The organism is Bacteroides sp. AM41-16 (assembly GCF_003603495.1).
In the GTDB taxonomy this organism is placed as follows: Bacteria; Bacteroidota; Bacteroidia; order Bacteroidales; family Bacteroidaceae; genus Bacteroides; species Bacteroides uniformis.
Window position 1 is genome coordinate 33,897 of record NZ_QTNE01000017.1, and the last position, 15,088, is coordinate 48,984.

General features: G+C 45.4%; 16 protein-coding genes. All 16 read right to left on the minus strand.

Features of this window, described 5'->3' with window-relative positions; all coding sequences use genetic code 11:
• Positions 1-19: 19 nt before the first annotated feature.
• Positions 20-637 carry a hypothetical protein gene (locus DW896_RS14605; RefSeq protein ID WP_119993435.1) on the minus strand — a complete coding sequence of 206 codons (618 nt, stop codon included), beginning with the start codon at positions 635-637 and terminating at the stop codon, positions 20-22.
• A gap of 77 nt (positions 638-714) precedes the next feature.
• Positions 715-1,716: a hypothetical protein gene (locus DW896_RS14610; RefSeq protein ID WP_119961570.1), complete on the minus strand. Its 1,002-nt coding sequence runs from the start codon at positions 1,714-1,716 to the stop codon at positions 715-717.
• Between the two features lie 93 nt (positions 1,717-1,809).
• Positions 1,810-3,840: a hypothetical protein gene (locus tag DW896_RS14615; RefSeq protein WP_119993487.1), complete on the minus strand. Its 2,031-nt coding sequence runs from the start codon at positions 3,838-3,840 to the stop codon at positions 1,810-1,812.
• A gap of 17 nt (positions 3,841-3,857) precedes the next feature.
• Positions 3,858-4,829 (minus strand): S49 family peptidase, encoded by a 972-nt coding sequence (locus DW896_RS14620; RefSeq protein WP_119993437.1) that lies wholly within the window; start codon positions 4,827-4,829, stop codon positions 3,858-3,860.
• 51 nt (positions 4,830-4,880) lie between these two features.
• On the minus strand, positions 4,881-5,225 hold the full coding sequence (locus DW896_RS14625; protein WP_117652841.1) for a hypothetical protein: 345 nt from the start codon (positions 5,223-5,225) through the stop codon (positions 4,881-4,883).
• A gap of 95 nt (positions 5,226-5,320) precedes the next feature.
• Positions 5,321-5,815, minus strand: coding sequence for a hypothetical protein (locus DW896_RS14630; protein ID WP_317133015.1), 495 nt, complete (start codon positions 5,813-5,815; stop codon positions 5,321-5,323).
• 574 nt (positions 5,816-6,389) lie between these two features.
• Complete coding sequence (dnaG, locus tag DW896_RS14635) at positions 6,390-10,448, minus strand: DNA primase (RefSeq protein WP_119993439.1); 4,059 nt, start codon at positions 10,446-10,448, stop codon at positions 6,390-6,392.
• Positions 10,445-10,870, minus strand: coding sequence for an XRE family transcriptional regulator (locus tag DW896_RS14640; RefSeq protein ID WP_243634828.1), 426 nt, complete (start codon positions 10,868-10,870; stop codon positions 10,445-10,447). The genes dnaG and DW896_RS14640 overlap by 4 nt, the downstream gene beginning before the upstream one ends.
• On the minus strand, positions 10,806-11,078 hold the full coding sequence (locus tag DW896_RS14645) for a hypothetical protein (protein WP_133303686.1): 273 nt from the start codon (positions 11,076-11,078) through the stop codon (positions 10,806-10,808). The genes DW896_RS14640 and DW896_RS14645 overlap by 65 nt, the downstream gene beginning before the upstream one ends.
• A 47-nt stretch (positions 11,079-11,125) precedes the next feature.
• Entirely contained in the window at positions 11,126-11,485 is a 360-nt protein-coding gene (locus DW896_RS14650; protein ID WP_119993445.1) for a hypothetical protein, read from the minus strand.
• A 33-nt stretch (positions 11,486-11,518) separates the two neighbouring features.
• On the minus strand, positions 11,519-11,899 hold the full coding sequence (locus tag DW896_RS14655; protein WP_117965736.1) for a xylulose kinase: 381 nt from the start codon (positions 11,897-11,899) through the stop codon (positions 11,519-11,521).
• A 17-nt stretch (positions 11,900-11,916) separates the two neighbouring features.
• On the minus strand, positions 11,917-12,525 hold the full coding sequence (locus DW896_RS14660; protein WP_119993447.1) for a master DNA invertase Mpi family serine-type recombinase: 609 nt from the start codon (positions 12,523-12,525) through the stop codon (positions 11,917-11,919).
• Between the two features lie 441 nt (positions 12,526-12,966).
• The gene (locus tag DW896_RS14670; RefSeq protein ID WP_118937028.1) at positions 12,967-13,206 is read right to left on the minus strand and encodes a hypothetical protein; all 240 of its coding nucleotides are present in this window, start codon (positions 13,204-13,206) and stop codon (positions 12,967-12,969) included.
• A gap of 10 nt (positions 13,207-13,216) precedes the next feature.
• Positions 13,217-13,582 (minus strand): hypothetical protein, encoded by a 366-nt coding sequence (locus DW896_RS14675; RefSeq protein WP_119993449.1) that lies wholly within the window; start codon positions 13,580-13,582, stop codon positions 13,217-13,219.
• Positions 13,583-14,335: 753 nt separating this feature from the next.
• A complete protein-coding gene (locus DW896_RS14695) occupies positions 14,336-14,680 on the minus strand; it encodes a hypothetical protein (RefSeq protein ID WP_119993456.1) in 345 nt (114 codons plus the stop codon).
• A 12-nt stretch (positions 14,681-14,692) separates the two neighbouring features.
• Positions 14,693-14,992: a hypothetical protein gene (locus DW896_RS14700; protein WP_119961560.1), complete on the minus strand. Its 300-nt coding sequence runs from the start codon at positions 14,990-14,992 to the stop codon at positions 14,693-14,695.
• Between the last annotated feature and the right edge of the window lie 96 nt (positions 14,993-15,088).

Consider the following 15,088-nt stretch of genomic DNA (forward strand, 5'->3'; position numbering starts at 1 on the left):
TCGTTGTAGATGAGTGTGGCTATTTGGACTTGCGGGTCGAAGAGGTTGTCCCAGTCGATTTGCGGGTATTCCTCTTGCTTTTGGACTTTACCGGAACCTTGGCCGGCTCTTTTTTTTTCTCTTCTTCCAGCGCCTGCTCAGTCTCCTGGGCACGGGCTTCCGCTTCATCCCTGGCTTCCTCCGCTTCATCGGCACGCTGTTCGGCTTCTTCAGCACGGGCTTCCGCTTCATCAAGCGCTTGTTTCAACTCTTCTGCCGAGTTGTCAGCCGGAGCTGTTTCAGGCTTTTCAATGTCGTCATGTGGACTGGTTCCTTCAGCATGTGTTGTTTCCCCTTTGGGCATTTGCTGTTTTTTTTCGGCCGGTTTTTCCGCAGCAGGGGCTTCTGTTTTCTTTTCTCCGGCATCTTCTGCCTCTTTTGCGATCATAGCCCGGCGATACTCACGTATCTTCTCACGTGTAGCACAATCTAACAGTGCATAAAGGATATCATCGGCATAACGTTTGGGATTGCGTGAGAATGTGGCAAGCTGCGGAAATCCAGGAACTTCTTTAGCCAGTAACTCAAGGTCATATTGTGCCACATCCGGATTCCGGAGAGCCACGAAATGTGTCTTCTTTTCTTTGAAACTATACATAACATACAGATTTAAGTCTTACAAGCCAACACGCTGCCTATAAGGGAATTCTGCTGACTTGTAAGAGGTGTTTTTTACTAAGCTGTCTGCACACGGCTACCGGATACCTCGACAAGTGTAGAGGCATCAAGCACCATGAAGGTGATGGAGGAACCCGCTTTGGCTGTCCAGGTAGCTCCATCCTCAAGCACAAAGCTGTTGCCGTCGGCAATGGTGGCCGCCTTGTCGGTACCGGTACCCTCAAGTGTGATGTAACGTCCCTTATCATTGGCTGTCAATCCGCTGACAGTGGAAATGGCGTATGTGCCTTCATTGCCATCGGGGATGGTATAACGGTTGTTGGTGGATTTAATGGCAAGTGCCGTTGCGCCAGCCGTGTGAGCAGCTGCCGGAGCACGGACAATATCGCCCGTATACTTGTAGTACTGGTCAATGCTTGTACGTGTGAAGGTATAGGTTACATAACGCCCGTCCTTGTCATTTTTGGACTCGAAGGAGGAGAGTACCATCGGACGGTCATAGTTGCCGAGGATGTACCACTGCGCATCGCCCACTTCCTTGAAAAGGATGATGAACTTGCCTCCAGCATGCTGTTCAATGAAATCGAGCAGCTGGTCACGCATGCCGCCCATGACGGCAACAAAAGTGTTGGTACCGCTGGTGGTAATGTCACCTTTCTCACCGGTTGAAGTGTAGGTGGGAATATCGTGCGCCGCAAAGTACTTCATGTATTGTCCGGCTTTCATCGGGATGGTGCTTATCTCACGCTGCTGGTTTGGAAGCGGAAAGGGGACATCGGAATTTATCTGGTCGACATCCACCAGGTAAATCTTGTAGGCTATATTCGAGCCGTGCGTCTTACGGTCGGATACATCGTCCACGTCACCGATGACCATCATGGCGGCCAGTGTGGTACCGGAAAATCCGTAAATTCCCAGCACAGAACCGGGAGACATGACCATATCAAGAATAAACACGAGTGCCAGAAGCACCATCAGCGAAAGGAAAAACCGGACCTGCATCTTACGGGCAGCCTGGTTCCCTTTACGGAAAGGATTTGAAATTCTTTTTGCTTTCATACAATTTTAGTTTTTAAGTTATAAAAAACGGAGCGGGCTTAAGTGGACCCGCCCCGCGCTACCTGAAAACAATCTGTTCTTATAGACAACCAATTATCTGACTCCAGGAATGTTGGGCTGGAGTGCAGCGTTCACCTTGCGTACACCGCCTACCTGACGTTCCAGTTCCAAGAAGTTACCCTTACTGTTCAGGATTACCATTATATAGTCACCCTCTTTGGTCGGAGTATAAGCTTCCGTAATGTCGGCAAACTTGTCCGACTTGGCGATGGTAGTGGCATTCTTCGTGCTGCCACATTCAATGATGTAGGCTACACCGGCTTTGGCATTCGTAATATCCGTAATCGCTTTGGCTCCAGTGTTGGCCGCTGTTATCTGCCAGAATCCCTTTGAAGCATCGACAGTGGTCGCGTCCGCTGCCATATCGACGGTAGGTTTGTTTATGAAGATCTGCTGCCATTCGTAATTGTTGGCCTTCAGTTTTTCCAGGCTGTCAAAACGGCGGCCGGTGAACGAAGCGGCGGTGCCTTCTTTCCAGGTGGACCATGCCTTTACCAGTTCCATGTCCTCTTTCACCTTGATAGAGAGCATCTCGCCCGGTACGAATTCCAGGAACTGGAGGTTGCCCGGAACATCCATGAACATGAGGGGAAGCTGACCGAGGTAAGGCAACCAGATGATACGCATATTTGTGTCAGGTACCACATTGCGGTAACTGTCCGGACCGGAAAAGTCAATGTCCTTTCCATATTTGGCGCGGACATTCTTAATCCACCAGGGAAGATGGGTCTTATTCAGATAGAGGACGTGGCGGTCAAGATCCATGTCTTCTGTGCAGGATGCCACCACATCGCCGACAAACTCCTGAACGGAATCCAACATGTTGGAAGCCGTGTAGCTGCGATAGGACTCATCGTCATGGGGAAGAATCTTAAACTCATGCATGTAGCGGACCAGTGTGTATATGATTCCGGTCGATGCGTTCAAGTAACTGCCTGCGACACCCGTTTCCGGCTTGACATAGATACCCCGCATACGGCGTTTGTTCTGCTCCACCTGCGCAGTTTCCAATGAGTTCAGGATGCAGAACTCGATCATGGTCCACTTGATAGGATCGGAGCCTTCCTTGTTCAGATAAGCGATGTACATGCGCTCCAGTTCTTTCATCGGACCGAACTTGAGCTTGATCATCGCATCATCCACATGACCCATCTCGTTCTCAAGCTTCATGTCACCCTTCCAGATTTCACCCTGCTGGTAAGCTTGGGAAACTTCGGAGAAGAAGGCATTGAACACGAGGTCATGGTCTTGAATTCCATAGCGGACGGGAAAATACTGCGTGAGGTCGCGGACTGAGAGTACACGGGCAATCAAATAGTCCTGACGCAGAACCACATACTGGTTGCCCACACCGGCTGTATCCACCCCTTCGTAGTTCGTACTGAATTCTCCGGCTGCCAGACGTTTGGCGTCAAGCATGCCGTTTCTGTGCAGATAATCGTAACGCTGCTGCAGTGAACGGGAGAAAGTAACGGCCTGGCGACGGAAAGCGGTCCCTTCAATCTCTTCATTCCATGGACCGTAAGAAGAAGCGGAGGCCGGATTGACAGCAATTTTGTTCCAACGTTCGGACATGGAGAACATCTGGTTTTCGATACCGAAAAGATACCGGGAACGGTCTGCCGGTCCCGTGAACATGATGGAAGCGGCTGTCACTGTCCGGGAAGGGATATCATCCTCCGCGCGGTTGTTCATATTGTCAACCAGGCTCTGCACAGCGGTGGCCAGTTGCACCAGGCCTTCACCGTTGGCTGGCTGTGAAATGGTCTGCACCGGTCCATTCCCACTATTTTCCTCTTCCGTGGCTGTTGAATTGGTTTGTACCGGATTGACGATACTTCCAAGAATGGACTGTACCTGGTCAATCTGTTCCTGGGTGACGGCAACCGTTTGCCGTTGCGCCGCCTGGTCTGCAGCCAAGTCATCCTGAAGGATAGACTGGTACTCCTGATTATAGGAGTTGACTATCTGTCCCCATTCTTCCTGGGTCAGTTGATTGGCTTTCGCTTTGTCCAGCAGATTCAGTTTCTGCAGGACGGTCTGAATTCTTTCCTTTAAATTCATGATAAACAAAAGTTAAGTTATAAATAGTTGAGAGCACTTCTTTTTATATTCTCAATCTCCATATAGCTGCGACCGAGCTCTACAGCCTTGACCACAGCTTCGGGAAAAGTCATGGAGGCGTCAACCAGCCCTTTATCGATGGCATGCGGAGTATCGAACGTTTCACCACGGAATACCGGGTCGTCTTCCGGCAGGCTGCCCAGTTGCGGTCTGGACGCAAGAACGGCGGCAAGGAACTGTTCATTGGGTGGATCCAGTTCTTCTTTGATATACTGTTCCGGGTTCCCTCTGAGCAAGTCATCCGTCTTTTTATTCTTCAGGTCTGATTTCGTGGCTTTGGCCTGGATGAGTTTGAGACCCATCTTTTCGAACCATCCGTCATAGTTACAAGTGGAAATCATGGTTCCTATGCAGCCGATGGTATCATAGGCCGTGAGTGCGGCAATGAAACTGGAATGGCAGGTTATATAATAGCTGGCCGAACAGTTGCACTGCTCCACCAATGTCATGACGGGCTTGCCGAGTGAGCGCATCGTCTCACTGAGTCTGTCCATATACCATGCTTCCCCTCCCGGAGAGTTCACATGCAGGAAATGGCAGGTTATGGCCGGATTGGCTTCTGCCGCAAGCAGGTCCCGTTCGAACTGCTTGGAGGAGAAATACCACTGACAATCTGAGGTGATGAATCCCCAGATACGGTGATAGGCGATACTGCCTTCAGGAAGTTCGTCAGAAGAGAAGTCATCGGTGACGGTTATACCCTGGAGTTCTGAACGGGCCTTCATTTCCTGCTGAAGAAGTGAAAGGGCCTTTTTCGATGTCTCTTTATATGTGGGAGGATTTTCATTGAAGAAAAAGGATGTCGGCTGCAGACTGTCAGCGGACACCAATGGAAAAGCCTCTATCATGGCAGAAGACAAGCCCTCTGCCGTGATAAGAAGCCGGTGTATATTTAAAGTAAGAAGCTGGCGTAGATAAGTTCTGTTCATTGCGTATCTTTTCAGCGAAGATAGGCGGCCTGCAGAAAGGGGTGAAGGACGCTACAATAGCGGGGAACTGAGCATTTTGCATTCAATTTTCAGAGTTGCCGAATTCAGATTGGGGGATATCGAGACAATGGCGGGTATTTTTTTGTCCCCGATCCGGAAACTCCGGTGCCTGGTGTCAGTGAACTCGACAATGCAGAATCTGCCAGCCAGGAAGTCTTTCATCACTCCGGATGGAGGAAGGCTTATGCTTATATCTTTATTGCAATTGAAACAGCGGCCCGCCTCTGAGGATTCCGGTACCGGAGTAAACTCAAACTCATCGGCCATGAACCGATAGACATCCTGGCGCATGTTACTCACCGGATAGACTTTAATCTGAATGGAAAGTTCTTTCATATTAGGATATTTGTTTGTAATTCAACAAGTTCGCCATACATAGGACATTTTGTCCGCCATTTTGGGACAAAACGCATAGTTCGGTCGGTGATTTTTTAGCCGTTTTTTAACTTCTTTTTATATTCGCGGCGTTTTTTCCGCTTGCGGATGTTCTCCCGCCACCGATAGAAGTTCTTCAGCAACGCATCCTCACTGATGCTGTCTATGCAATACGCACATAGGAAATTGTGAACGATATCGAGATTGTTCAACTCATGCCCGTTCAAGTCGTTCTCGTCCATTGCCGTATGAAGTTCCCGGTTGAACATCCTGCGTATTTCCGTTTCTATGATTTTGGCCGACCGTGGAGACAGATAGTTGTATATTTCCGGATCCTTACCGATACGCCTCTCCGGGAGTATGATAGTCAGATTACCGTCATCTATGGGAGACTGGTTCTGATGACGCCGCGACATCAGCGTCCATATCACATGGTACAAGTCCGTATTGTCAGGAATACGGAAAGGTTCATCCGCACCGTTGTTGTACTTTCCACGCAGATATTCAGCCAGGTAAGGTGTAATTGAAATACTCGTCGTAATCATGCTCATTTCCTTAAAAAATTTTTTTGAAACCGTTTTTGTTTATTTTTGCTTCCAACTGTCCTACAGTCCAACAGCATTATTAAAGTTACTGATTATTATTTAGTTATACAAATTTACTATAAAGAAAATACTGTTGGAGGACGTCCAACACGTCCAACAAGCCGCATTTTTTGCCGTTTTTGTTGGACGGAGCCAGTTGGATGGTTGAAAAATGGCAATCCAACACGTCCAACAGCGTCCAACAAGACAACGCCATTGTAGTATATATATATGATTAAATAGAAAATATATACTACTATACAACAGAGAGTTACATTTTAAAATTCTTTCTCTTGTTGGACTGTTGGACTGTTGGACTGTTGGACGCCTCTTTTGAAATATTTTCTTTTCAAAACTCCCTCTATATTGCTTGTCTTTTTATTCCAGGGGGTCCGGGGGATGGAGTAGGGAAGTATCATAAGATACCAGGAGGATGAAACCGAACGAAATGTCCGTAAATCAGAATATAAAAAAGCATTTATTCCCGATGGGGCGGCCACCGGGAATAAATGTCTGGTTTGTGATATAGGAAAATGTAACATCAGAACTTCAGCTCCTGGGGGGCACCGATTGCTCCGATAGGGTCATTGTCGGGATTATTGTCAACACGGGATTCTTCAGAACCGCGTTGCAAATCAATGCTATATAATTCTCTGAAAATTTCGTAGTTGATAGCTATGCAACTGGAATTGGTACACTTCTTCTCAACTTTACGCACCATGTCATTGTTGAGCTTTACCGGAATTCCGGTTTCATTGGGAGTATCCTCCTCGAAACCGCCGCGTGGTACCTCCACGACTTCATACCAGTTGAACCGGCGTGCATGGACAAAGCCCAGGTAACTGGGATGGGAGCGGAGGTTCTGCTCGATGGTCGACTGCGTTGAGTCTTCCTGATTATAAGAAGAACGTGCGTACTGCGTATAGATGGTACTGACGCGTAGGAATAACACACGGGTTCCTGCAGGAATAGGAACCTCCTTTTTTTCTCCTCCGGGCAGCTTGATGGTGATTCGTTCCGGTGTATCAATGGCGAAGTCCCTGCCTTCTCTGATAGCCTTGGTATCAATCATCACATCCATAGCCTTGAAGAACGTAGCCAGCTTATCCGTCTTGGAAATCAGTTCCACCTGGAATTTGATTTTATCGCAGGCTATTTTAAAAAAATCCTCATAGGTGAACGGCAATTTCAACTCTGTATAATCCTCAATCAGTCTGCATGTTGCCAGAAACAATGATGCAGTCTTCATGAGCCGGTCAATCTCACCGGCATTCACCAGTGCCTGCTTCAATTCATCATAGGATTTCTGCTTCAGTGCCCGGAAATGCTGCATTACCAGCGGACGCAGCTGAAGGACTTCAAAGAGGACATTCGACAACCCGATTTTGGCCGGATCCTCTATATCCTTGAGTTTGTTGAAAAGCTCCACTTCCTCTTGGGTTCGGTTTTTCGGTTTGGGGACTTCGCAGACTATAATACGTGACATGAGTGCATTATCATCACGTTGGGGAGTTTCCTGGCCGCAAATGACAACCGGCGCGTACACCTTGTCGTTTTCTATCTCCTTGCCGGATGTGCCTTTACGCTTCTGTCTTCCATCGCCATCATATACTATTCCTTTAAGTGCCTGGAACTTTATATCTGATATATCCTTATTGTTGTATTCATCAAGGACAACCGGAACATCCCGGAAAGTGCTCATCAATGTGGACATGGCGGCATCGGTACCGATGTTCAGGTTGAAAATCGGTATCTTGGGAGATATGAATAGGGAACGGATGGATATCGCAATCTGTGTTTTTCCGGATGACATCGGTCCCATAAAGAATGGCGCTGTAAACAAACGGTCTATGCAGTGTATATTGCTTCGGAAAGCGCACATGATGGCAAAGAGAATGGCCCATTTCCCGTTGTCGTTGATTTTATATACACGGTCCATCAGTGAGGCCCATTCGTCGAAAGTGCAACGTTTGTCTATAGGGATTTCCTTATAGACAAGCTGTGAAATAAGTTCGTACTTGTCGGACTGCTTGCCGGAACCGGCATATATGGTGGAGAATGCCGGCAGATAATAATTCCGGCCATTGTGAGTGACCACTCCAAGCTCATTTACCGCATCAAATCTCGGTATTCCGTCAACAACATGGAAGATGCCGTTGGCGAAGGCAAAAAACTGCTGGTCTTCCCGTCGGGAAAAACCGTCTTCTTGCTGGTTCCCGTATGTGGAAACCTCTGTGCAAGTAACATAATGTCTGCTCATATATTCACGTATTTTAGTCCAATGTTTCTCTTCACCATTGGTGAAGTTGACTGCTTCCAGCATAATCAGCTTCTCCTCAATAGTGCTTTTCTTGGCCAGGATTTTGGAATTCACCTCAATGTAAAGCGGTGTCTTGTAATAACGGCGGTTTATTCTAAGGACACGCTTGTTTTCCTCGTCGTTGTCCGAGTAAATATGCAAAAGTGGAATCATATAGAAATCACCTACCATGGTATGGCCGGACTTCTCATTCTTGAAAAGGTAGCATACCGGTTCCCCCTGCTTGTTTAACTTCGGATAGTAATTGCATTGCTGGAACATCTGCAGATATTCCGGATTGTCCTGGACATAACGGGGAAGTTCGTCCGGGTCATAATTCTCTTCAGTATAGTCATCGTCCGTCCGTTGTGCATTGATGGCCATGCGTGATTTGCGTTTGGCCAGATAGGGCTTGAGTATTTCATTCAAGGCTTGCTTGGTCAGTCCCAGGCAATTCTGAAAGTAGGTAAAGTTGATGATGCGTACCGAATCTTCCGCGTAGCTGATTATTTCAGCACAACGTTCGATATAGGGAGCACGCTCACCATTATAGGTCTTAAAAAAAGATTTGTGTAGGAATACATAGAATTTCGCGAAATTGAAAGTCTCGATGATATCGTTTGCCTCCCCGTCCATATTTTCCTCGTCGTCACTTCCTTCCTCATCATTATCATCCTGGACATCTCGTTCGACCGTTATGGTGATATTGGAGAGCCCGGCACGGAAAATGGCGGATAATCCGGCAAGGTAACCGGATTCCGTACCGTCCTTTGCAATGGTAAGGCCATCGCTGTCAGAGGTGAACATCTGGCTTGCCTGACGCAACTGCTGTATGTCGTTCATTCCAGGAATGCCATGGACGTATGCTATGGGGGCATCTCCATACAAGGTGAGGAACTCCTGATAATTCGATGTCAGGATGCAAGGCTCATTCCCGCTACGTGCCTCCGCAATCATATCGATACCATATATGCCGGGAGCCATCTTGTCTTTCTCCTTGATGGAAGCTGTCTTCCGCTGCCGCAAGATGGAATTCACTTTCCGCTGGATGACTTCCGTGTTGCAGCCGAAAATCCCGGCCATTATCTCTATGCACTTGAGAAGAAGCGTTTCCGAAGGGATGACAGATATGAGGGTTGAAAGCCGTTGCATTGCCTCTTCCTCTCTGTTTGGGTCGGTTCCGGGATTCTTTCCGCGTAAGGAGATGGCAAAATATTGAAGGAAATTCTGTTCCCGGTTTGCAAGCCATTTTCCGGTTTCAAGTTTCTGCTCCTGGGCGATATTATCAGGATCCTTCCCTTCAGGAAGCGGAACTGCACTGACCTGGAAACCCGCACGCAGAAAAGCCTCACAGTTGGCCAGTGACGCTTTCAGCCCGGCTGCATCCGCATCATATACAAGTATCACGCGATGGGTGAACCGGCCAAGCAGCTGTATCTGTTCCGGAGTCAGTGCGGTCCCGCTGGTGGCAACGGTATTGCAGACACCGAACTTGTGCATGGACATGGCATCGAACTGGCCTTCGACTATATACGCACAATCATATCTTGCAATGGCAGTACGTGCCTGATACAAACCGAAAAGGTGAGTGCCTTTCTTGAACAACGGCGTGTCCCCGGTATTGACGTACTTGCCGGTGTTTTCCTGCGGGATCAGCCAGCGTCCGGTATATCCGTTTATGTTGCCCTTGATATCAAAATAGGGAAACATGATGCGGTCCTTGAAAGTGTCGAAGGTGAAGTTCTTCTCGCTTCTCTTCAGAATGTCCGTTTCAAGTAGCTTCTGTTCGGAAAATCCGGCTGCAAGCATCTCCTTTTTAGCCAGGTTACCTGCCGGGGCATATCCAATTCTGAAATCCTTCAGGACCTTGTCATCCAGACTGAACCCTCTGTCATGCAGATAAAGTTGCGCCTCCGGAAGATGCTTCTCGAAAAAGAATGCGGCGCCTTTCATCGCTATACGCTGCGCTTCACGTTCTTTTACCCTGGCCGTTTCCTCGTCGGACATCACCCGTTCAGGGAGATAGATTCCCGCACGGCCAGCCAGCCAGGTGACAGCCTCGTTGAATGACATGTTCTCATGATCCTGGACAAACTGGATAACATCCCCTCCCTTGCCGCAGACGAAACACCTGTATGTCTGTCTTGACGGACTGACGGTCATCGACGGATGCCGGTCCGGATGAAACGGGCAGATCCCTATATAATTGATACCTCTCTTGTGAAGGGATACAAACTGGCCGATCACGTCCGTAATCTCGTTGGCATCCTTTATTCTCTGTTTTAATTCGTCATCAATCATTGTTCTTCAAATATGCAAAGTTGACGCGCTGCGAATGCCTCCTCCAGTGTTATGCCGAAATACTTCGACAACGCGATATATTCTTCTTGGTTTATATTTTTTCGGCCATAGAAAATATCCCACCAGCGCATCTGGTTGATGCCTACCTCCTGGTAAAAGGCACGGTTGGGCATGAAATTTTCCGGATGCCGGAATTTCAGTCGGAGAATTTCCTGCACCATATTCCGTTTGACTGTCTGTCCCACTACAATATGCTTCCGGTGCATATATAGCTGTACAGCCAATGCGGATCTTCCCAAATGCTCCGCCATTTGTTCCAATGTCTTCTTATTGACATTTTCCCGGACGTATCTGTCCTCATCGGGTTGCCATCTTCCATTGTTCATAGCTTTCTTTCCTCCATATCTGTGTATAGTCTTCATTGAATTCGTATTCAGGGTGCTCAGTGATATAGCAGCAACAGAATTTGATAAATAGTTCCTGCTGTTCCGGTATGACAGCCCCCCCGATATCATAGTAGTGCATGACCTTGAGCTTGTCGAGGGCACTATATACCCTCGTCTCAAACTCAAGAAAAGCGTCGACGCCAAGCTTCTCCAAGAAACGGTCTATCCAATCAAGATTTTCCATTCTATATTTCAATAGGCTTTCCATATCATCAAGGACGTTATCCGCTCCTACAGTTCTGTTTTTTCCACCAGGCTCCCAATGAACAAGTTCATCAGTCTCGCATATAGTCCGGAAGCTTCCTTCAGATTATCCGGATTCTTACCGGTAAGATGCACCTTCATATTATCCTTGGAGTAGTCATGGCATATAAATAAGTGCAGCTCCCGGTTCCGATCATCAACTACCGAGACCTTCACTTCTTCCACGACACTCCCCAGTTCTGAGGCATCCAACCACAAATATGACTTTTCATCTGTCTTCAGATGGCAGTACCGATGTACTTTGCCACCTTTACGAATTAACTCCACTTCGACGATTGTCGCTACCTGATTGGTACGCAGGATGCGCACCTTCTGACCTTTTTTCATTGATATTTCTTTTTTATTCATTACTTTTTAGTTTTACGCTAATTCTACAATAGTAAATTCAACTAATTCAGAGGGAAAAATATCAAGAGTTCGCTTTTTACCTTCAGGTAAAACTGAAACTCTTGCATTACCTAAATATTGAAATATACATTGTTGATATCGGTTAAGAACCTTAAATCGCTTTCCATTCTTCTCAATCACCATTCCTTTACTAACAGGTCTTCCTGTTGAATCAACCAACCATTTATCCAGAAAAGATTCCTCCAATTGAGCAATTTTTTGTTTAAGCGGAGCAATCTGTTTTTTATAAGCATCTTCAAAAACTTTAATTTCTGAATAAATAGCTTGTACCTCTTTCGTGAGTTGTTCAGCATCTGCAATGCGGTTGCTGTATTTATCATCTGATTCTTTCATATCTATTCGGTTATACTCTAATTGATTAATTCATATTTCAAAAATCTTGCAAGCGTATTTCTATCAACCTTACATATTTTTGCTATTTTACGCTGTGATATGCCTTCGTCAATCAATCCTTTTATCAAGGCATTTTTCCCATACAATTTATATTTGTCAGGAGAACTCTTTCTGCCTTTAGGACGACCAAGGACTACGCCTTCCAATCTCTTTCTGGCTAATGCTTCTTTAGTCCGCTGGCTAATCATGTCACGTTCTATTTCAGCAGCAATTCCGAAAGCAAAAGCAAGAACCTTACTTTGTATGTTATCTCCAAGTTCATATCCGTCTTTTACTGTATAAACCTTAACTTCATGAAGCATACAGAACTCCAATATTCGCATAATCATGAATAATTTTCTACCAAGACGGGAAAGCTCGGATGTAATAATCACATCCCCTTTTTGCAATTTCTTCATAAGTTTGCCCAATAACCGTTTTTCAGGCTCCTTCGTCCCAGATATGCCATCATCAATAATCCAATCATCAACTGACATCCCCAAGGATTCCGCTTTTTTGCAGACTCCTAACTTCTGATTATTAGAGTCCTGCTCGTCCGTACTTACTCTTAAATATCCGTATATCATAATACTGATTCTATTAATTGCATGGCTTCCAAACCATAATGTTTAATAATTATTTCCTTCATAGACATGCACTCCCATTCTTCAGGATACATATTCTGCAATCTATTGTCTAACGCAATTATATCAATTACCAATCTATTATTGATAGCTGATAACAGTGCATCATGTAAGTCTATTATAGGTATATTCGGCAGTAATCTCTGAAATTTCTTTCTGAACTCCGCCCATTCGTTGACTTTATAAATATTCATCACATTCTGTTCATTATGCATTGATTGATGCCTGAAATCCTCCATGTCGATTTGGTATAATATTTCTTTATGTCAAATATGTCGCACATTATACACGCTGAATTTATACGCTTATTCTTTCTAACCCCAGCGCACTTAACTGGGTATCCTTGAATATTCTTACTTATATTCATTTTTATTTTGGTTATATTTAAAGTTCACGCATCAACAGAACATCATTATAAGCATCTGCATCTATTTTTTTTGAGCAGATGCTTTTAATTTTGAATCCAGCTTCTAAAATATCAGCAAGATCTGTATCTGATAAGAAAGAACTCCTTATCTCAACGTATTCACCAGGCATTGTCAAGCCTACAATCTCTTTTTGTATCCAATACCTAACCCACCTATGTGCGCTTAGGAGATTGAAGATGATTTTCTCTATATTCATATTTATTCGATTACATTACAAAACATGTACAACCATATGCTCCACCTTCAGGCATTCCCCCGAAATCAACCCTGATACACAATTCTCCACAAATGACAAATGGCTTATCGCTTATCACTTTACCATAGACACCATAATGTTCGTGAAAGACCTCTGACCCCGGTTTCATTGAGTCCAGTGCCTTTTTCATTTTTTCGGAGGTATAAACGGTTATCCATCTGTTGGAATAATTGTAATAAAGCAGTCCGACACCGAGAGAATCGCACATCTTCAATACGGTTTCTTCCACCTGCTGCCTGCTAAAGACAACGCTGGTCTGTAGCTTCTGCACCTTAACGTCCGGAAATTTCTTTTTGAATGTTGTTTTCGTTACCATAAATCTTCATTTTTTATTAGTTCATCTGATTCAAAAGTGCTATTAATGCAGTGCCGTGTTTCAGGGTCACAGCTTAATTCTTCATCAGCGCAATGGCTACACAAGGTGTGGGTTTCATCTATCCACCAACAATTGCCTACTCGTGGATTAAAGCAAGGATCGTCATCGGTACAACCACAAATACGGCAAACACCTTTGGTTAACTCATTCTCATTCATACTTTAAAAATAATGGTGTGATGTACATAGGGATGGAAATTTTTGCTTGGTAGAATATCCCGCCAGTTCCAAGTTAAAGATGTCCTCTTCGATTTCTTTCCACGCCGAATATATACCATACATACATTCACGCGCATAGAAAGGCGGCTTGTAGGGGGCGCATACACAGATTATCTGCACATGTGATTTTCTGTTGTATGATACCAGTTTCGTCTTGGAATCGTCGAATAAATCTCCAACGACATGTTGGCCAGGACGGATATTGTAACAGTAACTGTTGTCCTGATACATGGTCAAGGGTCTCCCAAGGATATGTCGGGAAATCTGTCATTTTCATGTCTCTCATATTACCGTATATTAGATAGACACCCAATTGCAAATCCTATTATTCCAATATTTATCATCAAGATGATAATATCAAAGAGAAAGAGAATTCGGTAAGGTCCGGATGCTTTCCGCATTGCCCAGACACATAGTATCAAGGCGGCCACCAATGCAATCAGAGATGTCCATAAAAAAACAATCACATTACTCATCACTGTCCTATTTTTGCAAATTCATCTATCTTATCTGCCAAGGCATAATAGCCCATCACCTTTTCATAGGATATGATACAGACAATACTGTCACTGTCATGCTCCACAAGAATAGTCCACTGTCCACCCTTGGCATTCTCATATACCTCGAGCCGAACCGGACGGCTGCGTGGATATTTCTCATTCATAACCTTAATCTGGTGCTCGATGTCACACTTCAGTGCATCCAAAGAACATTCGTCAGCAATCAGATGTCGGTCAAACTGTTGCACGTATATCTGTAATGCCCTGCCTTTTTTGTTGACACTGGCATAAGTCTTGATGTTGTCTATAAAGTATCTCATAGCATTCAGATCTTATGTATTTACCAAGTATTGCTCCATAAGTTCGGGGATATCTTCTATCATCTTCAGCATGCACTCATGCGGTGCATCGAGAAATGAAATAACAAGGATACTAAGGTCCTGGTCTATCTGCCGAACTTCGTCTACCTGCAGGTAGTCCAGCGCATCAACGGCATCGACGAAAGGAAGATGGCTCTTGAGTGCAAAGCCACAGTTGCATATTACTCTGCCCGAAGCCGTCGGACGTGGAATCCATATCCTGAACTGTCCGTCAGGAGTGGAAATGGAGGAAAAACCTTTGTTATTATTCATATATTCTGTTTATTAAGTTAGTAAATCATCGTCTCATATAGGGGAATCGAACCCCAGTCGCGGCAAATCTTAAGTATACCGCTACCATTTGAATGC

What these genes read in the sequence shown, in the direction of transcription:
- DW896_RS14605 (WP_119993435.1), bottom strand. Translation starts at nt 637, where the DNA reads ATGTATAGTTTCAAAGAAAAGAAGACACATTTCGTGGCTCTCCGGAAT.
- DW896_RS14610 (WP_119961570.1), bottom strand. Translation starts at nt 1,716, where the DNA reads ATGAAAGCAAAAAGAATTTCAAATCCTTTCCGTAAAGGGAACCAGGCT.
- DW896_RS14615 (WP_119993487.1), bottom strand. Translation starts at nt 3,840, where the DNA reads ATGAATTTAAAGGAAAGAATTCAGACCGTCCTGCAGAAACTGAATCTG.
- DW896_RS14620 (WP_119993437.1), bottom strand. Translation starts at nt 4,829, where the DNA reads ATGAACAGAACTTATCTACGCCAGCTTCTTACTTTAAATATACACCGG.
- DW896_RS14625 (WP_117652841.1), bottom strand. Translation starts at nt 5,225, where the DNA reads ATGAAAGAACTTTCCATTCAGATTAAAGTCTATCCGGTGAGTAACATG.
- DW896_RS14630 (WP_317133015.1), bottom strand. Translation starts at nt 5,815, where the DNA reads ATGAGCATGATTACGACGAGTATTTCAATTACACCTTACCTGGCTGAA.
- dnaG (WP_119993439.1), bottom strand. Translation starts at nt 10,448, where the DNA reads ATGATTGATGACGAATTAAAACAGAGAATAAAGGATGCCAACGAGATT.
- DW896_RS14640 (WP_243634828.1), bottom strand. Translation starts at nt 10,870, where the DNA reads ATGAAGACTATACACAGATATGGAGGAAAGAAAGCTATGAACAATGGA.
- DW896_RS14645 (WP_133303686.1), bottom strand. Translation starts at nt 11,078, where the DNA reads ATGGAAAATCTTGATTGGATAGACCGTTTCTTGGAGAAGCTTGGCGTC.
- DW896_RS14650 (WP_119993445.1), bottom strand. Translation starts at nt 11,485, where the DNA reads ATGAAAAAAGGTCAGAAGGTGCGCATCCTGCGTACCAATCAGGTAGCG.
- DW896_RS14655 (WP_117965736.1), bottom strand. Translation starts at nt 11,899, where the DNA reads ATGAAAGAATCAGATGATAAATACAGCAACCGCATTGCAGATGCTGAA.
- DW896_RS14660 (WP_119993447.1), bottom strand. Translation starts at nt 12,525, where the DNA reads ATGATATACGGATATTTAAGAGTAAGTACGGACGAGCAGGACTCTAAT.
- DW896_RS14670 (WP_118937028.1), bottom strand. Translation starts at nt 13,206, where the DNA reads ATGAATATAGAGAAAATCATCTTCAATCTCCTAAGCGCACATAGGTGG.
- DW896_RS14675 (WP_119993449.1), bottom strand. Translation starts at nt 13,582, where the DNA reads ATGGTAACGAAAACAACATTCAAAAAGAAATTTCCGGACGTTAAGGTG.
- DW896_RS14695 (WP_119993456.1), bottom strand. Translation starts at nt 14,680, where the DNA reads ATGAGATACTTTATAGACAACATCAAGACTTATGCCAGTGTCAACAAA.
- DW896_RS14700 (WP_119961560.1), bottom strand. Translation starts at nt 14,992, where the DNA reads ATGAATAATAACAAAGGTTTTTCCTCCATTTCCACTCCTGACGGACAG.